This window comes from Dactylosporangium sp. NPDC005572 (genome assembly GCF_040605515.1).
Taxonomy (GTDB): domain Bacteria; phylum Actinomycetota; class Actinomycetes; order Mycobacteriales; family Micromonosporaceae; genus Dactylosporangium.
In genome coordinates this window covers 1-19,302 of the sequence record NZ_JBEXCY010000106.1, presented here as the reverse complement: position 1 = coordinate 19,302, position 19,302 = coordinate 1, and the positions used below count along the sequence as shown (strand labels likewise).

The following is a 19,302-nucleotide window of genomic DNA, read 5'->3' as shown; positions in this document are numbered from 1 at the left end:
CCGCCCGCACGGCCCGCCCCCACCGCAGCCCCGCTGCGTCGCGCGCGATCCGCACGGCGGCGGCCCGGAGCCGCCCCGCACCGGTCGGGCGACGGGGCGGCCTGTGGTCGGTCATCACGGTCAGGTTAGGCGTCGCGGCGGTGCAGGACGAGGGCGCCGCCTGCCAGCAGGAGCACCGCCCAGGCGGTCAGGACCAGGGTTGACGTCAGCGGGGAGAACATCTTGAACGGGGCGCCGGTGCCGTCGACGCTGTACATGGCCTGGCCGGCCACGGCCGGTACCCACCGCAGCACGTCCTCCTCACGGTTGCCCGGCAGGGCCGGGCCGAGCAGGGCCGGCACCACGAACAGGCCGGCCACCAGCGTCGTCACCGCCGCGGCCGTGTGCCGCAGCAGGGCGCCCACCGCCAGGCCGAGCAGGCCCATGAGGACCAGGCTGCCGGCGGCGCCCAGGACCGGCCGCAGCGCGAACGGCTCGCCGAGGAACGCCTGACAGGCGACGTACGCGGCCGCGCAGGTCAGCACCGACACCGGTAACGTCAGGGACGCCTGGACCAGGGCCTTGGCCGCGACCACGGGCCAGCGGCGCGGCACCGCCGTCAGGGTCGAGCGGATCGAACCGGTGCCATACTCACCGGTCATCTGCAGCACCCCGAACACGCCCAGGACCAGCACGGCGAAGTCCACCGGCAGGAACGCCGCCGAGACGGCCGAGGCGTGGGTGAGCTCGCCGCCGGAGCGGTGGATGCCGTTGCCGATGACGCCGGCCAGCGCCACCACCAGCACCGCGAGCGGTGCCAGGGTCCACCAGGTCGAGCGCAGCGACACGAGCTTCGTCCACTCGGAGCGCAGGACACGCGGGAACGTGATCCTCATCGGTACTCCACCGCCTCCTTCGTCAGGTCCATGTAGGCCTCCTCGAGCGATGCACGGCGCGGCGTCAGCTCGTACAACGGGATCCCCTGCCGGGCGGCGAGCTCACCGATCACCGTCGCGTCGGCCCGGGCGACCTGCAGCACGCCCGCCTCGGTGGTCGTCACGGCGGCGCCGGCCGCGCAGAGGGCGTCGCGCAGCTCGCCTGCCCGCGGGGAACGCACCAGGACGGTGCCGACGGCGACCCGGTCGATGAGCTCGGCGACGGTGGTGTCGGCGAGCAGCCGGCCCCGGCCGATGATGACGAGATGCTCGGCGGTCAGCGCCATCTCGCTCATGAGGTGGCTGGACACGAGCACGGTGCGGCCCTCGGCGGCCAGGTCCTGCAGGAGCGTGCGCACCCACAGCACACCGTCGGGGTCGAGGCCGTTGACCGGCTCGTCGAGGATGACGACGGCCGGGTCGCCGAGCAGCGCGGCGGCGATGCCGAGCCGCTGGCCCATGCCGAGCGAGAACCCGCCGGCCCGCCGCCCGGCCGCCGTGTCGAGGCCGACGAGGGCGAGCACCTCGTCGACCCGGCGCCGGCCGATGCCGTGGGTCTGCGCGAGCGCCAGCAGATGGCTGCGCGCCGTGCGTCCCCTGTGGACGGACCTGGCCTCCAGCAGGGCGCCGGCCTGCCGCAGCGGGTCGGGATGGTCCCGATACCGCCGGCCGTTGACGGTCGCGGTGCCGCCGGTGGGATGGTCGAGCCCGACGATCATCCGCAGCGTCGTGGACTTGCCGGCGCCGTTGGGCCCGAGGAAGCCGGTGACCTGCCCGGGCCGCACGGTGAAGGAGAGCCCGTCGACGGCGAGCCGGTCGCCGTAGCGTTTGCGCAGCTCGTGTACCTCGATCATGCCGACGACGCTACGGCGGTGCAGGGCCGGTGTCGTCAGACCGTGGTCTCGACCTGCGGGGCCCGGGTCCTACCACGGTCGGACGTACCCAGGTCCGACGACAACGGCCCGGCGGCGAAGCAAGATGGAGCACGTGATCCACCGCAACCTTCACGCCAGGAACTGGCGGGCCGAGCCTCTGGGCGACCGTCCCGCCGAGTTCCACCGGGCCCGGCCCGGCTACGCGCCGACGCCCGTCCACGACCTGCCCAACCTCGCCGCCGAGCTGGGCGTGGGCCGGGTCCTGGTGAAGGACGAGTCGGCCCGGCTCGGCCTGCCGTCGTTCAAGATTCTCGGCGCCTCCTATGCGATCGACCGGGCCCTCGCCGGCCGCAGCGGGCGGCCGCGGCTGGTCGCCGCGACCGACGGCAACCACGGCCGGGCCGTCGCACACGTCGCACGGCAGCGCGGGCTGCCCGCCGACATCTTCGTGCCCCGATCCCTGACCGGCGCGGCCAAGACGGCGATCACCGGCGAGGGCGCCCGGCTCTTCGAGCTCGACCTGCCCTACGACGGCGTCGTCACAGCCGCCGCGGCCCACGCGGAGCGGCTCGGGCCGGACGGCCTGCTCATCCAGGACACCGCCTGGCCCGGATACACGGACGTGCCGCAGTGGATCGCCGACGGCTACTCGACGCTGTTCGAGGAGCTCGCCGACCAGCCGCCGCCGGACCTGGTCGTCGTCCCGGCCGGCGTCGGCTCGCTCGCCCAGGCCGCCGTCCGCCACTACCGCTCCCGCACCGGGCCAGGGGCCGGCCCGCTCGTGGCGACCGTCGAACCCGACAACGCTCCGGCGATCGTCACGTCCCTGGCCGCCGGCGCGCTCACCAGCGCACCCACGCGGGACACCGTGATGACCGGCCTCAACTGCGGCACGCCGTCGGCGAACGCCTGGCCGTACCTGTCGCAGGGTCTCGACCTGGCCGTCACCGTGACCGACGCGGAGGCCGTCCGGGCGGTCCACGACCTGCGGCGTCAAGGCGTCGACGCCGGGCCGTGCGGCGCCGCCGCGCTCGCCGCGGCGCGCATCCTGTGCCGGGACCTCGGACCGGCGGCCACGGTGCTGCTGATCAGCACCGAGGGCCTGGCCGCCAACCCGATCCCGGGCGACGAGGACGAGGAGGACCAGCCGTGACCGGCGTCGTCGAGCTCACCCGCCAGCTGATCGCGATCGACTCCACCAACCCCGACCTCGTCGCCGGCGGCGCCGGCGAGACCGCCGTCGCCGACTTCACCGCCGGGTGGCTCGCCGCCCGCGGGTTCGAGTGCCACCGCCTGGAACGGCGGGCGGGGCGACCGTCGATCGTGGGGGTTGCCCGGGGTGCCGGCGGCGGAAGGTCGATCATGCTCAACGGGCACCTGGACACGGTCACGCTCGCCGGGTTCGACGGCGCGCCGCTGGTCGCGGACGAACGCGACGGCAGCCTGTTCGGGCGAGGGGCGTATGACATGAAGTCCGGGCTCGCGGCCATGATGTGCGCGGCGGCGGCCGTCGCGCAGCAGTCCCACGCCGGCGACATCCTGGTCGCGCTGGTCGCCGACGAGGAGTATGCGAGCGCGGGCACCGAGGAGGTCCTCACCCGGTTCCGGGCCGACGGCGCGATCGTCGCCGAGCCCAGCGGCCTCGACCTCGTCGTCGCGCACCGCGGGTTCGTGTGGGCCGAGGTCACCATCCACGGCCGGGCCGCCCACGGCTCCCGCCCCGACCTCGGCATCGACGCCATCGCGAAGGCCGGCCGGTTCCTCACCGGCCTCGACGAGCTGCAGCGGGCCCTCGCCGCGCGGCCGCCGCAGCCGCTGCTCGGCACCGGCAACATCCACGCGTCGCTGATCTCCGGCGGCGAGGAGCTGTCGAGCTACCCGGCCCGGTGCACGATCGGGCTGGAGCGTCGCACGGTCCCCGGCGAGGACGCGGCCACGGTCGAGCGGGAGCTGCGGGCCGTGCTCGACGCGACCACCGAACACGGGTACGAGCTGGTGATCACCTTCGAACGGCAGCCGTTCCGGGCCGGCGACTCCACGATCGTGGCCGATCTGCGCGCGGCGGCCACCGCCCACCTGGGCCGGCCGCCGACCGAGCGGGGCGAGCCGTTCTGGACCGACTGCGCGCTGCTCGAGGCGGCCGGCATCCCGGCGGTGCTGTTCGGCGTCGACGGCGGCGGGGCCCACGCCGCCACCGAGTGGGTGACGCTCGACTCGCTGCACCGGACGACGGCGATCCTGACCGACACCATCCGCATGTTCACGTCATCCAGATGATGAGGGTATCCTGCGGGGCGTGCCCCGCCTCAGCCGCAGCGACCAGCAGGAACGCAACCGCGCCCGGATCGTCGACGCCGCCCGCCTCGAGTTCGCCGAACACGGCTACCGCGAGGCCCGCATCGACGCCATCGCCGACCGCGCGGAGCTCACCCGCGGCGCGGTGTACTCCAACTTTCCCGGCAAACGCGCGCTGTACTTCGAGGTGCTCGCCGCCGACGCCGCCGCCGTCCCGGCCCAGGGCGACGCGAGCGCCGGCACGGTCCGCGACGCCCTGGGCAACCTGGCCCGCGAATGGGTCGCCCGCCTGCCGCTCACCACCCGCACCGACGCCTCGCTGCTCGGCCTCGAGCTCATGGCCGAGGTCGCCGCCGACCAGCTCACCCGCCTGCCGTTCGCGCAGCTCAAGCTCCTCGACGCGGTGGTGCTCGGGCTCGCGTTCGAGCGCCTCGACGACGCCGGCGGCCGCAGCGGCCTGGTCCGCCTCGCCCAGGCCGCGCTGACCCTGCTGCACGGCACCGCACAGCTGGCGGCCGCCGCGCCCGGGTTCGGCGACCCGTTCGACACCGTCCGCGCCTGCCAGGCCCTCGCCGACCTCGACCTCGACCAGCGCAACCGTCGGCCGATCCCGCTGGACGGCGCGCCGGTGCAGCGGCCGGACCCGGCACAGAAGTGGTGGATGCCGGCCGCCGTGGACCACCTCGGCACCGGGCCGCTCGCCCCGCACGACGGCGTCGTCGCGATCCTCGGCATGCACCGCCTGTCCCACGTCGAGGATGCGCTGCGGGCCGGCCACGAGACGACCCTCGCCGTCGTCACCGCCCAGCCCGCCGAGCTCGCGCCGCTGGCCCGGCTGTCGCTCGCCGAGCTGCGCAACCACCTGCGCCGTACGGTGCCCGCGAAGCACCGGCCCGCGCTGCACGTCGTCGTCGACGACCAGGGCATCCTGGCCCGGGGCGCCGGGCTCGACGCGCTGAGCGACACGACCGAGACGGCGCTGCGGGTGCAGGACGGCCGGATTGTGGCGCGGTCCGACGGCTGGGGCGCTTGCGGCTCGGTCGCCGACTAGTCCTGCCGGAATCCGGGCCCGTCGCCGGCCCGCATGACGGGGGAGGACATAGGGCAGAGCCGAGGCGAGCAGGCCCGAGGCGGGGCGGGCCGAGGCGAGGCAGGGCCCGAGGGGGGACAGAGGGGGGACAGAGGGGGGACAGAGGGGGGACAGAGGGGGGACAGAGGCGGGACAAGGCCCGAAACGGGACAAGGCCCGACACCGGACAAGGGCTAAGGCGACTCGGCAGCTGCGCGCTTCGGGCGGGCCCGTACGTGCAGCCGCTCCCCCTGCGGCCCGAACAGGCTCAGCACCTCCGTCGTGCCCGGGCCCGGGTTGCCGAACCAGTGCGGCACGTGCGTGTCGAACTCCGCGACCTCGCCCTCCCCCAGCACCACGTCGTGCTCGCCCAGCACCAGCCGCAACCGGCCGGCCAGCACGTACAGCCACTCGTACCCCTCGTGCACCCTCGGCGTGCAGTCGCCGGCCGGCGTGCCGGGCGGATAAATCAGCTTGAACGCCTGGACGCCGCCTGGGCGGCGGCTCAGTGGCATGTACGTCACGCCGCCGCGTACCACCGGGCGCGCGTGCACCCGCGGGTCGCCCGTCGGCGGCGCGCCGACCAGGTCGTCCAGCGTCACCCGGTGCACCCGCGCGAGCGGCAGGAGCAGCTCCAGGGTCGGCTTGCGCTGCCCGAGCTCCAAGCGCGACAGCGTGCTCACCGAGATCCCCGTCTCCGCCGACAGCTCGGCGAGCGTCGTCTCCCCACGCAGCGCCCGCAGCCGCGCCCCCACCTGGTCCATTTCGCCATTCTGGCAAGAACCTTTGCCGGTTGCCCACCACCGCGCGCACAGTCGGCGCCATGAGACACGACGTGGTCATCATCGGCGGCGGCGCGGCCGGGCTGAGCGGCGCGCTCACCCTCGCCCGCGCCCGCCGCGAACCCCTGGTCGTCGACGCCGGCCAGCCCCGCAACGCACCGGCCGGCAACGTGCACAACTACCTCGGCCGCGAGCACACCCCACCGGGCGAGCTGCTCTCGATCGGTCGTTCCGAGATTCAACGGTACGGCGGAAGCTTCCTGACCGGCACCGTCACCGACGCCGACCGGCTCGACGACGGCGCCTTCCGGCTCACGCTCGACGACGGGTCGAGCGTGGAGGCGCGCCGCCTGCTGGTCACGACCGGCCTGGTGGACGAGCTCCCCGCGATCCCCGGCGTCGCCGAGCGGTGGGGACGCACGGTGCTGCACTGCCCGTACTGCCACGGCTGGGAGGTCCGCGACCAGCCCGTCGGCATCATCGCCACCAGCCCCCTCGCCGTCCACGGCGCGCTCATGTGGGGGCAGTGGACCGGCGACGTGACGCTGTTCCTGCACGAGCGCCCGCTCCCGGCGCCGGACGAGGCGGCGCGGCTGGAGGCCCGCGGCGTCCGGATCGTCACGGGCCGGGTGGCCGCGGTCGAGGACGAGGGCGTGCGGCTGGCCTCGGGCGAGCTGGTCTCCCGCGCGGCGGTGGTCGTGCAGTCCCGGATGACCGCCCGGGCCGCATTCCTGGAGCGGCTGGGCCTGAAGCCGACGCCGATGGAGGTCGCGGGCGAGGTGATCGGCACGTACATCGCCGCCGACCCGATGGGCGCCACCGACGTCCCCGGCATCTGGGTGGCCGGCAACGTGAGCGACCTGATGGCGCAGGTGATCGTGGCCGCGGGCGCCGGTCTGAAGGCGGCCGCCGCCATCAACGCCGACCTGATCCAGTCCGAGTAGCACCCATCGAGGGGCTTCCCGCGCCAGGGAGGCCCCTCGGCCGGCGCCGAACGACCGGGTGTCGCACGCCTCACCGTGCAAGGCATCCTAGGAAACTAGGTTGTCAGCCTCGGCGCCGGAGGGGGCCGGAACGGCGAAAACGTCAGCCGGCCCGCAGCAGAGAACGCGCGGCGCGCTTCGCGGACTCCGCGGCACCGCGGTCGACGTGGTGGTCGGCCACCGTCGTCGCGCCCGCGACCAGGATCAGCAGCTGCCGCCCCGTCTCCACCGGGTCCGCGACCCCGGCCCGCCCGGCGATGCCGGTGAGCAGGTCCAGACGCCGGTCGAGGTGGCGCGCCGCGACCGCCCGCGGCGGGTCCTGGTGGTGCTGGGCCGCCGCGTTGAGGATCGCGCAGCCGCGGAAGCCGGGCTCCGCGTGCCAGCCGCCGAGCGCGTCGAACACGGCGTCGAGCTGCGCGTACGGGTCGTCGCCGGCCGCCTCCGCAGCCGCGCGCAGCCACGTCGTCACCCGGTCGCTGCGCCGCTCCAGGACCGCCCGGACCAGGCCCTCCTTCGAGCCGAAGTGGCGGTACAGCGTCTCCTTGGACGCCCCCACGGCCTGGCACAGCTCGGCCACGCCGATCCCGTCGAGGCCCCGCTCGTAGAACAGGCCGGTGGCCTTGGCCAGGATGTCGGCCCTGGTCCGCTCGGGATCGAGTGCTGAGCCCTTCGCCACCGGCATGCGGATATGGTACCGAACGGTTCGATCACCTGCCACCGTGACGCAATCGAACTACGCGGGCAACCCCCGGCTGCAGCACGTCACCCCCGACACGGACCACGCCCTCTCAGAGCGCCGCATCACCCTCATCCAGACGGTGGCGGCGTTCCCCGGCGGCGGCTGACCGTCCTTTCAGGACTGTGCGTTGAGCTTCTCCGCGACCCGGGCCGCCGCCTCCGGGCGCAGCTCGCGGGACCAGCCCTCGCCGGTCCAGTCGTCGTCGGCCGTGCTGTCGACCAGCTCGGCGTGGCTGAGCACCACCACGGCGCCGTCGGCCAGGACCGTGCCCACGGCGACGCCGTCGGGCTCCGTGCGCCAGAACTTCGAGCCGTCCTTCACCACCAGCGCGGTCCGCGGGTCGCAGCCGGAGAGGTGTGCGACGTCGTGCGTGGTGATGGTGACGCCTGCGGGCATGGTGGTTCGCTCCTCACGGGGGTGGGCCGGGCTCCACGATCGTAGAGAGTCCGATCACGCGAAGGTACGGTGGCACGGTGAGCACGTCCGAGGAGCGCGACGGGGTCGCCCTCACCAACCTGGACCAGCCGCTGTTCGAGGGGGCCGGGGCGTCGAAGCGCGACCTGGTCGACTATCTCGACGCGGTCCAAGAGCGCCTGATCCGGGTGCTGTACGACCGGCCGCTGTCGGTCGTGCGCATCATGCGCGGCCAGGACAAGTTCATGCAGAAGAACGTCCCCAAGTACACGCCGGACTGGGTGCGCACGGTGCGGATGTGGGCCGAGTCCTCGCAACGCGAGGTGGCCTACGCCCTGTGCAACGACCGCCGCACGCTGCTGTGGTTCGGCAACCAGCGGGCGGTGGAGTACCACCCGACCCTCGTGCGCACCCCGGACTGGACCCACACCACGCACCTGGTGCTCGACCTCGACCCGCCCGAGGGCGACGCGTTCGGCACCGCCGTCGCCGCCGCGCGGCTGGTCCGCACGGTGCTCACCGAGGCCGGCCTCGAGGGTGCGGTGAAGACCAGCGGCGCCAAGGGGCTGCACGTGTTCGTGCCGATCGACGACCACTGGCCGATCGACGACGTCGCCGCGGCGACCCGGGCGGTCGCGGCGCGGGCCGAACGGCTCGACCCGGACCTGGCCACGACCGCGTTCATCCGCGAGGACCGGCACGGCAAGGTGTTCCTCGACCCGACCCGGGCCGGCGGCGCGACCGTGGTCGCCGCGTACAGCCCGCGCCTGCGCCCCGGCGTCCCCGTCTCGTTCCCGCTGTCCTGGGACGCGCTCGACGACGTGCGGCCGGCCGACTTCACCGTACACAACGCGGCGGCGCTGCTCGGCGACGCCGACCCCTGGGCCGAGCGGATGCCGGCGCCGCAGCGCCTCCCCGACGACCTGGTCACGGAGGGCCGCACCCTGCCGATCCCGCGGGTGGCGGCGATGCACGAGGGCCGGCGGCGCAAGCGGGCGGCGCAGTCGTGACCGCGGTCTTCCTCGCCGCCCCCGAGGACGCCTGGCGCCACCGCGCCGCCGAGCTCGCTGCCGGGCTCCGCACCGCGCTCGGCCCGCTCGCGCTGCGGGTCGAGCACATCGGCAGCACCGCGATCCCGGGCATGGCCGCGAAGCCGGTGTTCGACCTCCAGGTCAGCGTGGCGGACCTGGAGGCGGCCACCACCGCGTTCGACCCGCCGCTGGCCGGGCTGGGCTTCACGCGCCGGCCGTACGAGCACGACCACGTGCCGGCCGGGCGGACCGACTCCCCCGACGCGTGGCGCAAGCGGTACTGGAACCGCGCCGGCGCCGAGCCGGTCAACCTGCACGTCCGGCTGGCCGGCTCGGCGAACGAGCGGCTCGCCCTGCTGTTCCGCGACTGGTTCCGGGCCCACCCGGCGGCCGTGCCCGCGTACGGGGCGTTCAAGACCGCGCTCGCCGACGCCGTCGACGACTCCGACATCTACACCGACGTCAAGGACCCGGTCGTCGACCTGATCATCGTCGCCGCCGAGGAGTGGGCCGAGACGACCGGCTGGTCACCGGCCGGACCCACAGCCTGAGGCCCCCCGCGGCCCCTGTTCAGGCGCGCAGAATCCTTCCGTCGCGCACCTGCACCGGGATCTCGGTGAGGCCGCGCGTCGCCGGGCCGCTGAGCCGCGCGCCGTCCTTGATCGCGAACGTCGACTTGTGCGCCGGGCAGGTCGCCACCCCCTGCTCCGGGGCCGTGACCTTGACCCCGTTGTGCGGGCAGGCCGCGTCGAACGCCTTGTACACGCCCGCCTCCGGCTGCACCACGAGCACGCCGCCCACGACGGTGCCGCCGCCGACCGGGACGGCCGCCACGTCGGCGAGCGCGGGTGCGGCCGCATCCGAAGCCGGTTCCGAAGCCGGTTGCGAAGCCGGTTGCGAAGCCGCGGGCGGCGTGGCCGCCGGCGCCGCGGAGCACGCCGCCAGGAAGCCCGTCACGCCGAGGCCCGCGAGCAGCGCACGCCGGTCGGGGCACCACATCGGTCGATCGTCCACAGTGTCCACAGTGCCTCCGTTACCGAGGTTGCCGAGGTTGCCGAGGTTGTGGTTGCGAGGGACCCGAGCATGCGGACGGCTGCGCCGCCGCCGCAACGAAACCGGCCGGTAACCGGGCCCGGCCGCGTACCGCCGGTGAAAGTTCCGCATTGACCGGCGTGCATGTCCGCAATACTGTAAGGAAACTTAACGAAAGGTGTCCAGTGTTTCCCCGCCATGAGTTGGAGGTGCCCGACCCCGCGCCGCTCGCGTTCGCGATCGGGTCGTTCGACTGGTTCGGGCCGATGGCGCGTGCCGCGTTCCCGCACCGGCACGCGTTCCACGAGATCGTGTACCTCACCCGCGGCACCGGCACGCACGTGGTCGACCTCGAGGCGCACCCGCTGCGCCCGCCGCAGCTGTTCGTCGTGCGGCCCGGGCAGGTGCACCACTGGCAGGACGCCGACGGCGTGGACGGGTGGGTGCTCGTGTTCACCGACGACGCCTACCCGGACGCCGCCCGCACCCTGCCCGCACCGGCCGCCCTGCGGCCCGGCCCCGCGCAGGCCCGCCGGTTCGAGGCGCTGCTGGCCACGATGACCGAGGAGTACCACCTGCGGCCCGACGGGTTCGCCGAGGTGCTGCCGGCGCTGCTGCACGTCCTCGTGCTGCAGGCCCGGCGGCTCGGCGGTGCCGACGGGGGATCCCGGGGTAGCACAGCCGCGGCAAGGATCGCCGCGGACTTCGGCCGGCTGCTGGCCCGCCCAGCCCTCGGCGACCCCACCGTGCGGGCGTTCGCGGCCCGGCTCGGGGTGTCGCCCGGCCACCTCACCGAGGCGGTGAAGGCGTCGACCGGCGAGCCGCCCGGCCGGCTGATCCGCCGCGCGCAGGCGCTGGAGGCCCGGCGGCTGCTCGCCCGCACGACGCTCACCGTCGCGCAGGTGGCCCGCGCTGTGGGCTTCGCCGACCCGGCGTACTTCTGCCGCTTCTTCCGCCGAGAGGTCGGCGTGACGCCGGGCCGGTACCGCGGAATGCACCACGACAGCGGTGCTGCGTCCATCGACCGGGACTGATCGCGGGTCGTACGGTCGGCGTCCGGGAGACCCCCGCACCTTCCTTGGAGGCCGCATGACCCCGCAGCCGCACGGCTTGACCCGCAAGCAACTGCTCCGCGCCGCGCTCGTCGCGGCACCGGCGCCGCTCCTGCTCGCCGCCGTTCCCGCCGCGTCCTCGGTACCGTTGAATCCCACACCGATGTGTGACGACGGCGACGACGAGACGCCGCCCCAGATCGAGGGGCCCTACTTCAAGCCCAACTCCCCGCTGCGCACGGCGATCGCCACCGGCCTGCCGGGCACGGCGCTCACCGTCAGCGGCTACGTCTTCGGTACCGCATGCCAGCCCATCGCCGGCGCGCTGCTGGACTTCTGGCAGGCCGACACCAACGGCGCCTACGACAACGTGGGCTTCCGGCTGCGCGGCCACCAGTTCACCGACGCGAGCGGCGCCTACCGGCTCACGACGATCGTCCCCGGCCTGTACCCCGGGCGGACGCGGCACATCCACGTCAAGGTCCAGGCCCCGAGCCGGCCGATCCTGACCACGCAGCTGTACTTCCCCGGCGAGCCGCGCAACACGACCGACACGCTGTACGACCCGGCCCTGCTGATGACGGTCCGCCCGGGGCAGGCGTCGTTCGACTTCGTCCTGGACGTGCCGGGCGTCCCGCCGACCACCACCCCGCCGACCACCCCGCCGTCGACGCCCCCGTCGACGCCCGGCGGGACCTGGGCGCCCGGGCGCGCCTACGCGGTCGGCGCGCAGGTGACGTACGGCGGCGTGACCTACCGGTGCCGGCAGGCCCACACGTCGCTGACCGGCTGGGAGCCGCCGAACGTCCCCGCGCTCTGGCAGCGCGTCTGACCTACTTGAAGTCGTCCGGGGTGAAGGCCCGCGACTCGACGAGCACCAGCCAGTTGCCGGTGTTGTCGCGCATCACGGCCTCCACCCCGTACGGCCGGTCGGCGGGCTCCTGCAGGAACGTGACGCCCTTGGCGCTGAGCTCCTCGAAGGTCTTGCGGCAGTCGTCGACGCTGAGGCCGAGCCCGCCCATCGACCCCTTCTCCAGCTGCCGGCGCACGAACGCAGCGGCGTCCTCATCGAGGGGCGGGCCGGGCGTCATCAGGGTCACCTCGAGCTCGGGCTGGCTGGGGTGGCGCAGGGTCACCCAGCGGAACCCCTCACCCATGGTGACGTCGGTACCGGGGGTGAAGCCGAGGACGTCGACGTAGAAGTCGCGGGTGGCGTCCTGGTCGAGGCAGTACACGGTGACGAGCGAGATGTTCGTAATCACGGGCCCGAGGTTACGGTGCGTGGTCTGCCCGCGCTTCTTCAGAATTGCGCTCCGGGGCCCGCAGCACCCCGCACATGAACAGCCAGCAGCCCGGCACGTGCGCGGCGCCCTGCCGCGCCCACCGGTCGCGGTACGCCACCGGGCTCTCCCCCACCAGCCGGGTGAAGCGGGTCGAGAACGAGCCGAGGCTGGTGAAGCCGACCTGCATGCAGATCTCGGTGACGGTGAGGTTGGCCGAGCGCAGCAGGTCCTGGGCCCGCTCGATCCGGCGGCGGGTCAGGTAGCGCATCGGCGTCTCGCCGTAGGCCGCCTCGAAGCTGCGGACGAAGTGGTACTTCGAAACCGCCGCCACGGCGGCAACCTGGTCGAGGTCGAGCTGCGTCTGGTAGTTGCGGTCGATGTGGTCGCGGGCCCGCCGCAGGTGCGCGAGCAGCGCCACGGGCACCTGCCTGGTCACGCGCACACTCTACGACCGCCAGTTTCGCCAGCGGGGAGATCTCCGCTAGCGTGGCCCGGCGGATCGACGAAAGGGTGTGCCCTGTGACCGAACGCCAGACCCGCCAGCTCGCGGCCGCCTCGGTGGTCGTGGCCGTGCTGGTCCTGCTCGGCGCGTCCGGCGCGCGCCGGCAGCCCCCGCCTCCGGGGCTGTCGGTCACCCCGGCGGCCGCGGCGTCGCGGAGCCCGTCCGCGGCCCCGCCGTCGTCCCCCGCACCACCACCACCGTCGTCGCCGCCCGCGCTGCCGCTGTCGTCCGGTGGCGCCGCCGGCAAGGGCGCCGCCGGCTCGCTCACCCTCACCGGTACCGCGGCCGTCGCGCTGACCTTCGACGACGGCCCCGATCCGATCAACACCCCGCGGATCCTCCAGGTACTGCGGGAGCACCACGTGAAGGCGACGTTCTGCATGGTCGGCTTCCGGGTGCGCGACCATCCGGAGCTGGTGCGCCAGATCGCCGCCGACGGCCACACGCTGTGCAACCACTCCTGGCAGCACCTGCTGAACCTGGCCAAGCGGGAGCCGGGGTACATCGACTGGGATCTCCGGCACACCAACGAGATGATCCACGCGGCGGTCGGCCCCGACGTGCCGATCCGCTACTTCCGGGCGCCGGGCGGCAACTTCACGCCGGACCTGGTCGCCAAGGCCAGGTCGCTCGGCATGGAGTCGATCTACTGGGACGTCGACCCGCAGGACTGGAACCACAAGCCGGACGCCGGCTCCCAGGCGCACATCGCCCGGGTGGTGCACGACGTCCAGCGCCACGTCCGCCCGGGCTCGATCGTGCTGTCCCACGACAACGGCCAGCCGGACACGATCGTCGTCTACCAGCGGCTGCTGCCGTGGCTGCTGCAGCGGTACAAGCTGGAGGCGCTGCCCTGCACGACCTAGTCCTCGTCGTCCTCCTCATGGAAGTAGTCGAAGGGCGCCACTGACACGCCCTCGCTGACCAGGCGTTCGTCCTCGTCGTCGGCGTCCGGGTCGAGGTCCTGCGCGTGCCGCGACGCCATCGACCACACGGCGAACCCGGCCTCGAACCGGTAGCCGATGTCGATCGGGTGCGCCTGATACCCCTTGGCGGCGAGGTCGGCGGCGACGTCGTCGAGGAACCGGTAGGTCAGCTGGACCCCGTCGAAGAACACCTCCCGGCCGCCGTCGCCGGTGTACCCGATCTCGACCAGCTCGACGGTGTCGTCCGGCAGGTAGTGCACGACGAGCTGCGGCTCGGTGTCGTACACCTCCTTGCTCGAGCGCCGCTTGTGCACCGGCACCCCGATCCGCCGCTCCACGTCCGCACGCGAGTCGCCGAGCCCGACCCCGGCGACACCAACCCCAGGCAGAATCTCCACGCGCGGCATCCTCCCACCGCACAGTCCGCACCGCCAGCCCGATTCACCCCTTTTGCCCCCTCGATTCCCGGCCATACCGCGGCAGCTAGGGCCGACTCCCATGATCAAGGGAAAGATCTGGCTGCCATAGCAACCACATCTTTCCCTGGATCATGGACGCCGCCGGTCGATCCGCCCGCGCTTTCGGGGTCAGCGGGGGACGTTGTGGAGGTCCACCTGCGTCAGGGCGCCGGCCGACACCGTCGCGGTCATGAAGGTTGCGTGGGGCTGGCGGCGGCGGTCCGTCGGGGAGCCCGGGTTGAGCAGGCGTAGCCCGGTCGGGGCGACCGTGTCCCACGGAATGTGTGAGTGGCCGAAGACCAGCACGTCCGTGTCGGGGAAGCGGGTCGCGCAGCGGGCCTCGCGGCCCGCCGCCGGGCCGGTCTCGTGGACCACCGCCAGGCGGACGCCCGACAGCGTCGCCGTGGCCACGAGCGGGAGGCGGGCGCGCAGGTCGGGGCCGTCGTTGTTGCCGTACACGCCGATGAGGCGGCGGGCGCGGGACGACAGCTCGTCGAGCAGGGACACCGTCATCCAGTCCCCGGCGTGCACCACCACGTCGGCCGCCGCCACGTGCGGCCACAGCACGGACGGGAACGTGAAGCGCGGGGCGTGGGTGTCGGACAGGAGCAGCAAACGCACGCCGACCCAGCCTAGTAGAGTCGGGGCCATGGAGTGGCTGCGGCGCTGGCCGGTCTACCGGCAGCTGACCGGCGCCGACCCGACCGGGCGCGGTGAGGCGGTGCGGTCCGCGGGCACCGACGCGCTGGTCGCGCGCACCGCGCAGGCCGACTCCGTGGCCCGGTCCGTGTGCCCCTACTGCGCCGTCGGGTGCGGGCAGCGGGTGTTCGTCAAGGACGGCAAGGTCACCCAGATCGAGGGAGACCCCGACAGCCCGATCTCGCGCGGCCGGCTGTGCCCCAAGGGCTCGGCGAGCAAGAGCCTGGTGACCAGCCCGCTGCGGCAGACGAAGGTGCGCTACCGCCGGCCGTACGGCACCGAGTGGGAGGACCTCGACCTCGACGTCGCCCTCGAGATGATCGCCGACCGCGTGCTCGAGGCCAGGGCGGAGACCTGGCAGGAGCGCGACGACGACGGGCGGCCGCTCAACCGCACGCTCGGCTTCGCGAGCCTCGGCGGGGCGACGCTCGACAACGAGGAGAACTACCTCATCAAGAAGCTGTTCACGGCGGTCGGCGCCCTGCAGATCGAGAACCAGGCGCGCATTTGACACTCCGCCACCGTCCCCGGTCTGGGGACCAGCTTCGGTCGCGGCGGCGCCACGGGGTTCCAGCAGGACCTGGCGAACGCTGACTGCATCGTGATCCAGGGCTCGAACATGGCCGAGGCGCACCCGGTCGGCTTCCAGTGGGTGATGGAGGCCAAGAACCGGGGTGCGACGGTCATCCACGTCGACCCCCGGTTCACCCGCACGAGCGCCGTCGCCGACATGTTCGTGCCGATCCGGGCCGGGTCGGACATCGCGTTCCTCGGTGGTGTGGTCAACCACATCCTGAGCAACGAGCTCGACTTCCGCGAGTACGTCGTCGCGTACACGAACGCGGCCACGATCGTGGGCGAGGACTTCCGCGACACCGAGGACCTCGACGGGCTGTTCTCCGGCTTCGACCCGGAGACCGGCGCCTACGACTCGACGAGCTGGCACTACGAGGGCCACCGGCAGCACGAGCACACCCACGCGCACCGGGAGACCGCCGCGGCGATGCAGCACGAGTCGCACGGCCCGCCGGTCCCGGCGCAGACCCGGCGCGACGAGACCCTGCAGCACCCCCGCTGCGTGTACCAGATCCTGAAGCGGCACTTCGCGCGGTACACACCGGAGATGGTCGAGGAGACGTGCGGGGTCCCGCCGGAGCAGTTCGCCAAGGTCTGCGCGGCGTGGACGCGCAACTCGGGCCGCGAGCGCACGACCGCCCTGGTGTACTCGGTCGGCTGGACCCAGCACTCGGTCGGGGCGCAGTACATCCGCACCGGCGCGATCATCCAGCTGCTCCTGGGCAACATGGGCCGCCCCGGCGGGGGCATCATGGCGCTGCGCGGCCACGCCAGCATCCAGGGCTCCACCGACATCCCGACGCTGTTCAACCTGCTGCCGGGGTACCTGCTGATGCCGCACCACGAGCGGCACGAGACGTTCGCGCAGTGGGTCGACGCGATGCGCCACCCGGGGCAGAAGGGCTTCTGGGGCAACGCGCGGGCGTTCGCAGTGAGCCTGCTCAAGGCGTACTTCGGGGACGCCGCGACTGCCGAGAACGACTGGTGCTACGGACACCTGCCCCGGCTGACCGGCGACCACGGCACCTACCGGACCGTGCTCGACATGATCGACGGGAAGGTCAAGGGCTACTTCCTGCTCGGGCAGAACCCGGCGGTCGGCTCGGCGCACGGCCGGGCGCAGCGGCTCGGCATGGCCAAGCTCGACTGGCTCGTCGTCCGCGACCTCTACATGATCGAGTCGGCGACGTTCTGGAAGGACTCCCCCGAGGTCGAGACCGGCGAGATCGTGCCCGAGGAGTGCGCGACCGAGGTGTTCTTCCTGCCCGCCGCCTCCCACGTGGAGAAGGAGGGCACGTTCACCCAGACCCAGCGGCTGCTGCAGTGGCGGGAGAAGGCCGTCGAGCCGCCGGGTGACTGCCGCTCCGAGCTGTGGTTCTTCTACCACCTCGGCCGCCTCGTCAAGCAGCGCCTCGCCGGGTCGGCGCTGCCGCGCGACCGCGCCGTCGCCGACCTGACCTGGGACTACCCGGTGGAGGGGGCACACGCCGAGCCCTCGGCCGAGGCGGTACTGCGGGAGATCAACGGTTTCGACGTGGCCGGCGGCGATCCGCTGCCGGGCTTCGCCGCCCTGCGCGACGACGGGTCCACCGCCTGCGGCTGCTGGATCTACTCCGGTGTCTACGCCGGCGGTGTCAACCAGGCGGCCCGCCGCAAGCCCCGCACCGAGCAGAGCAGCGTCGCGCCCGAGTGGGGCTGGGCGTGGCCGGCGAACCGGCGGATGCTGTACAACCGCGCCTCGGCCGACCCCGAGGGCCGCCCGTGGAGCGAACGGAAGCGGTACGTGTACTGGGACCCGGAGCGGGGCGAGTGGACCGGGCCCGACGTGCCGGACTTCGAGCTGACCAAGCCGCCGACGTACCGTCCGCCGCGGGGTGCCACCGGGTCGGCCGCGATCGCCGGGGATGACCCGTTCGTCATGCAGGGCGACGGGAAGGGGTGGCTGTACGTGCCGACCGGGCTGGTCGACGGGCCGCTGCCGACCCACTACGAGCCGGTCGAGTCGCCGGTCACCAACCCGCTGTACCGGCAGCAGAACAACCCGGCCCGCAAGCAGTACAAGCGGCCCGACAACCCGGTGAACCCGGCCGGGAGCGCCGTCTTCCCGTACGTGTTCACCACCAGCCGGCTCACCGAGCACCACACCGCCGGCGGGATGAGCCGCACCCTCGACTACCTCGCCGAGCTCCAGCCGGCGATGTTCGTCGAGGTGTCCCCGGCCCTCGCCGCCGAGCGGGGCCTGGAGCACCTCGGCTGGGCCCACGTCGTCACCGGCCGGGCCTGCGTCGAGGCCCGCGTGCTGGTCACCCAGCGGCTGCGCCCGCTGCGCGTCGAGGGTCGCCCGATGCACCAGATCTGGCTGCCGTACCACTGGGGCGGCTCCGGCCTGACCACCGGCGACTCGGCGAACGACCTCATCGGCATCACCCTCGACCCCAACGTGCTGATCCAGGAGAGCAAGGTGGGCACCTGCGACATCCGGCCGGGCCGGCGCCCCCGCGGCCCGGCCCTGCGGGCCCTGGTCGAGGACTACGTGCGGCGGGCCTCGTCATGACCGACCGCGTGGGCTTCTTCACCGACACCAGCGTGTGCATCGGCTGCAAGGCGTGCGAGGTCGCCTGCAAAGAGTGGAACGCGATCCCGGCCGACGGCCTCGACCTGCTCGGCATGTCGTTCGACAACACCGGCCAGCTCGACGCCAACTCGTGGCGGCACGTCGCGTTCATCGAGCAGCCCGCCCCGGACGGCGCAGACGGGCCGGGCGGCGAGATGCGCTGGCTGATGGCCTCCGACGTGTGCAAGCACTGCACCCACGCCGCCTGCCTCGACGTGTGCCCGACCGGGTCGCTGCTGCGCACCGAGTTCGACACGGTCGTCGTGCAGGCCGACATCTGCAACGGCTGCGGCTACTGCATCAGCGCCTGCCCGTACGGCGTGATCGGCCGCCGCGAGGGCGACGGCCGGGCCTGGAAGTGCACGATGTGCTACGACCGGCTCGGCGCGGGCCTGCGCCCGGCCTGCGCGACGGCCTGCCCGACCGAGTCGATCCAGTTCGGGCCGCTCGACGAGCTGCGCGAACGGGCCGCGGCCCGGCTCGAGGCGCTCGACGACCCGCGGGCCCGCCTCTACGGCCACGACCCCGGCGACGGCGTGGGCGGGCAGGGGGCGTTCTTCCTGCTGCTCGACGAGCCGGAGGTGTACGGCCTGCCGCCCGCACCGGTCGCCACCACGCGCGACCTGCCCGACATGTGGAAGCACGCGGGCCTGGCCGCGTTGACGATGGCCGCCGCGGTCGTCGTGTCGTTCTTCGGAAGGCGCCGATGACTGACTCGTACTACGGCCGACCGATCCTCAAGGTGCCCGTCTGGAAGCACGACATCCCGGCGTACCTCTTCACCGGCGGGCTGGCGGCCGGCAGCGCCCTGCTCGCCGCCGGCGCCGACCTGACCGGCCGCCCGGTGACCCGGCGCGCGGCCCGGGCGGCGGCCGTCGCCGCGCTCGGCGCCAGCACGTACTTCCTGGTCAACGACCTCGGCCGGCCCGAGCGGTTCCACCACATGCTGCGGGTGGCCAAGCCGACGTCGCCGATGTCGGTCGGCACCTGGCTGCTCACCGCGTTCGGCGGCGCCGCCGGCCTGGCCGCGGCCGCTGAACTGCGCCCGCGCAGCCGGT

General features: G+C 73.6%; 23 protein-coding genes. 13 read left to right on the top strand and 10 right to left on the bottom strand.

Annotated elements, in window-relative coordinates:
* Nucleotides 1-125 precede the first annotated feature (125 nt).
* Nucleotides 126-875 (bottom strand): hypothetical protein, encoded by a 750-nt coding sequence (locus ABZS66_RS36935; RefSeq protein ID WP_354766045.1) that lies wholly within the window; start codon nucleotides 873-875, stop codon nucleotides 126-128.
* Nucleotides 872-1,768 (bottom strand): ABC transporter ATP-binding protein, encoded by an 897-nt coding sequence (locus ABZS66_RS36930; RefSeq protein ID WP_354766043.1) that lies wholly within the window; start codon nucleotides 1,766-1,768, stop codon nucleotides 872-874. The genes ABZS66_RS36935 and ABZS66_RS36930 overlap by 4 nt, the downstream gene beginning before the upstream one ends.
* 133 nt (nucleotides 1,769-1,901) lie before the next feature.
* Here ABZS66_RS36930 and ABZS66_RS36925 point away from each other — a divergent pair, with 133 nt between their 5' ends.
* The 3 genes from ABZS66_RS36925 to ABZS66_RS36915 are packed head-to-tail and all read left to right on the top strand — an operon-like array spanning nucleotide 1,902 to nucleotide 5,135.
* Complete coding sequence (locus tag ABZS66_RS36925) at nucleotides 1,902-2,942, top strand: pyridoxal-phosphate dependent enzyme (RefSeq protein ID WP_354766041.1); 1,041 nt, start codon at nucleotides 1,902-1,904, stop codon at nucleotides 2,940-2,942.
* Nucleotides 2,939-4,066, top strand: coding sequence for a M20/M25/M40 family metallo-hydrolase (locus ABZS66_RS36920; protein ID WP_354766039.1), 1,128 nt, complete (start codon nucleotides 2,939-2,941; stop codon nucleotides 4,064-4,066). The genes ABZS66_RS36925 and ABZS66_RS36920 overlap by 4 nt, the downstream gene beginning before the upstream one ends.
* Nucleotides 4,067-4,085: 19 nt before the next feature.
* Complete coding sequence (locus ABZS66_RS36915) at nucleotides 4,086-5,135, top strand: helix-turn-helix domain-containing protein (protein ID WP_354766037.1); 1,050 nt, start codon at nucleotides 4,086-4,088, stop codon at nucleotides 5,133-5,135.
* A gap of 212 nt (nucleotides 5,136-5,347) precedes the next feature.
* Here the strand turns inward: ABZS66_RS36915 and ABZS66_RS36910 are convergent, their stop codons facing one another.
* Nucleotides 5,348-5,917, bottom strand: coding sequence for an XRE family transcriptional regulator (locus ABZS66_RS36910; protein ID WP_354766035.1), 570 nt, complete (start codon nucleotides 5,915-5,917; stop codon nucleotides 5,348-5,350).
* Nucleotides 5,918-5,976: 59 nt separating this feature from the next.
* Here ABZS66_RS36910 and ABZS66_RS36905 point away from each other — a divergent pair, with 59 nt between their 5' ends.
* Nucleotides 5,977-6,879, top strand: a complete 903-nt coding sequence (locus tag ABZS66_RS36905) for an NAD(P)/FAD-dependent oxidoreductase (protein ID WP_354766033.1) — start codon at nucleotides 5,977-5,979, stop codon at nucleotides 6,877-6,879.
* A 142-nt stretch (nucleotides 6,880-7,021) separates the two neighbouring features.
* Here ABZS66_RS36905 and ABZS66_RS36900 read toward each other — a convergent pair whose 3' ends face one another.
* Nucleotides 7,022-7,600: a TetR/AcrR family transcriptional regulator gene (locus ABZS66_RS36900; RefSeq protein ID WP_354766031.1), complete on the bottom strand. Its 579-nt coding sequence runs from the start codon at nucleotides 7,598-7,600 to the stop codon at nucleotides 7,022-7,024.
* A gap of 37 nt (nucleotides 7,601-7,637) precedes the next feature.
* Between ABZS66_RS36900 and ABZS66_RS36895 the strand changes: the two genes are divergently transcribed.
* Complete coding sequence (locus ABZS66_RS36895) at nucleotides 7,638-7,763, top strand: hypothetical protein (protein WP_354766029.1); 126 nt, start codon at nucleotides 7,638-7,640, stop codon at nucleotides 7,761-7,763.
* A gap of 8 nt (nucleotides 7,764-7,771) precedes the next feature.
* Here ABZS66_RS36895 and ABZS66_RS36890 read toward each other — a convergent pair whose 3' ends face one another.
* Nucleotides 7,772-8,053 (bottom strand): hypothetical protein, encoded by a 282-nt coding sequence (locus tag ABZS66_RS36890; RefSeq protein ID WP_354766027.1) that lies wholly within the window; start codon nucleotides 8,051-8,053, stop codon nucleotides 7,772-7,774.
* A gap of 77 nt (nucleotides 8,054-8,130) precedes the next feature.
* On the opposite strand from ABZS66_RS36890, the gene ligD reads away from it, so the two are divergent.
* Together ligD and ABZS66_RS36880 are read left to right on the top strand one after the other, a co-directional pair.
* Nucleotides 8,131-9,081 (top strand): non-homologous end-joining DNA ligase, encoded by a 951-nt coding sequence (gene ligD / locus ABZS66_RS36885; RefSeq protein WP_354766025.1) that lies wholly within the window; start codon nucleotides 8,131-8,133, stop codon nucleotides 9,079-9,081.
* Nucleotides 9,078-9,653 (top strand): GrpB family protein, encoded by a 576-nt coding sequence (locus tag ABZS66_RS36880; RefSeq protein ID WP_354766023.1) that lies wholly within the window; start codon nucleotides 9,078-9,080, stop codon nucleotides 9,651-9,653. The genes ligD and ABZS66_RS36880 overlap by 4 nt, the downstream gene beginning before the upstream one ends.
* Before the next feature lie 19 nt (nucleotides 9,654-9,672).
* On the opposite strand, the gene ABZS66_RS36875 is transcribed toward ABZS66_RS36880, so the two are convergent.
* Nucleotides 9,673-10,116: a Rieske (2Fe-2S) protein gene (locus tag ABZS66_RS36875; RefSeq protein ID WP_354766021.1), complete on the bottom strand. Its 444-nt coding sequence runs from the start codon at nucleotides 10,114-10,116 to the stop codon at nucleotides 9,673-9,675.
* A 203-nt stretch (nucleotides 10,117-10,319) separates the two neighbouring features.
* Between ABZS66_RS36875 and ABZS66_RS36870 the strand changes: the two genes are divergently transcribed.
* A complete protein-coding gene (locus ABZS66_RS36870) occupies nucleotides 10,320-11,168 on the top strand; it encodes an AraC family transcriptional regulator (RefSeq protein ID WP_354766019.1) in 849 nt (282 codons plus the stop codon).
* A gap of 55 nt (nucleotides 11,169-11,223) precedes the next feature.
* A complete protein-coding gene (locus tag ABZS66_RS36865; RefSeq protein WP_354766017.1) occupies nucleotides 11,224-12,018 on the top strand; it encodes a carbohydrate-binding protein in 795 nt (264 codons plus the stop codon).
* Nucleotide 12,019: 1 nt separating this feature from the next.
* Here ABZS66_RS36865 and ABZS66_RS36860 read toward each other — a convergent pair whose 3' ends face one another.
* Nucleotides 12,020-12,448, bottom strand: a complete 429-nt coding sequence (locus tag ABZS66_RS36860) for a VOC family protein (RefSeq protein ID WP_354766015.1) — start codon at nucleotides 12,446-12,448, stop codon at nucleotides 12,020-12,022.
* Between the two features lie 10 nt (nucleotides 12,449-12,458).
* Nucleotides 12,459-12,905 carry an AraC family transcriptional regulator gene (locus tag ABZS66_RS36855; protein ID WP_354766013.1) on the bottom strand — a complete coding sequence of 149 codons (447 nt, stop codon included), beginning with the start codon at nucleotides 12,903-12,905 and terminating at the stop codon, nucleotides 12,459-12,461.
* An 83-nt stretch (nucleotides 12,906-12,988) separates the two neighbouring features.
* On the opposite strand from ABZS66_RS36855, the gene ABZS66_RS36850 reads away from it, so the two are divergent.
* Complete coding sequence (locus ABZS66_RS36850) at nucleotides 12,989-13,837, top strand: polysaccharide deacetylase family protein (protein WP_354766011.1); 849 nt, start codon at nucleotides 12,989-12,991, stop codon at nucleotides 13,835-13,837.
* Here ABZS66_RS36850 and ABZS66_RS36845 read toward each other — a convergent pair.
* Nucleotides 13,834-14,295: a hypothetical protein gene (locus tag ABZS66_RS36845; protein ID WP_354766009.1), complete on the bottom strand. Its 462-nt coding sequence runs from the start codon at nucleotides 14,293-14,295 to the stop codon at nucleotides 13,834-13,836. The genes ABZS66_RS36850 and ABZS66_RS36845 overlap by 4 nt on opposite strands.
* A 189-nt stretch (nucleotides 14,296-14,484) precedes the next feature.
* Entirely contained in the window at nucleotides 14,485-14,976 is a 492-nt protein-coding gene (locus ABZS66_RS36840; RefSeq protein WP_354766007.1) for a YfcE family phosphodiesterase, read from the bottom strand.
* A gap of 28 nt (nucleotides 14,977-15,004) precedes the next feature.
* On the opposite strand from ABZS66_RS36840, the gene fdh reads away from it, so the two are divergent.
* The 3 genes from fdh to nrfD all read left to right on the top strand — a co-directional run.
* Nucleotides 15,005-18,184: a formate dehydrogenase gene (gene fdh, locus ABZS66_RS36835; RefSeq protein ID WP_354766005.1), complete on the top strand. Its 3,180-nt coding sequence runs from the start codon at nucleotides 15,005-15,007 to the stop codon at nucleotides 18,182-18,184.
* Nucleotides 18,181-18,954, top strand: coding sequence for a 4Fe-4S dicluster domain-containing protein (locus tag ABZS66_RS36830; protein WP_354766003.1), 774 nt, complete (start codon nucleotides 18,181-18,183; stop codon nucleotides 18,952-18,954). Before fdh ends, ABZS66_RS36830 begins: the two co-directional genes overlap by 4 nt.
* Nucleotides 18,951-19,302, top strand: a 352-nt coding sequence (nrfD, locus tag ABZS66_RS36825) for an NrfD/PsrC family molybdoenzyme membrane anchor subunit (protein ID WP_354766001.1), incomplete at its 3' end; no start/stop codon positions are given. The genes ABZS66_RS36830 and nrfD, both read left to right, overlap by 4 nt.

Excerpts from the sequence above, each read along its gene's own strand:
- ABZS66_RS36935 (WP_354766045.1), bottom strand. The coding sequence starts at position 875 with ATGAGGATCACGTTCCCGCGTGTCCTGCGCTCCGAGTGGACGAAGCTC.
- ABZS66_RS36930 (WP_354766043.1), bottom strand. The coding sequence starts at position 1,768 with ATGATCGAGGTACACGAGCTGCGCAAACGCTACGGCGACCGGCTCGCC.
- ABZS66_RS36910 (WP_354766035.1), bottom strand. The coding sequence starts at position 5,917 with ATGGACCAGGTGGGGGCGCGGCTGCGGGCGCTGCGTGGGGAGACGACG.
- ABZS66_RS36905 (WP_354766033.1), top strand. The coding sequence starts at position 5,977 with ATGAGACACGACGTGGTCATCATCGGCGGCGGCGCGGCCGGGCTGAGC.
- ABZS66_RS36900 (WP_354766031.1), bottom strand. The coding sequence starts at position 7,600 with ATGCCGGTGGCGAAGGGCTCAGCACTCGATCCCGAGCGGACCAGGGCC.
- ABZS66_RS36890 (WP_354766027.1), bottom strand. The coding sequence starts at position 8,053 with ATGCCCGCAGGCGTCACCATCACCACGCACGACGTCGCACACCTCTCC.
- ABZS66_RS36865 (WP_354766017.1), top strand. The coding sequence starts at position 11,224 with ATGACCCCGCAGCCGCACGGCTTGACCCGCAAGCAACTGCTCCGCGCC.
- ABZS66_RS36830 (WP_354766003.1), top strand. The coding sequence starts at position 18,181 with ATGACCGACCGCGTGGGCTTCTTCACCGACACCAGCGTGTGCATCGGC.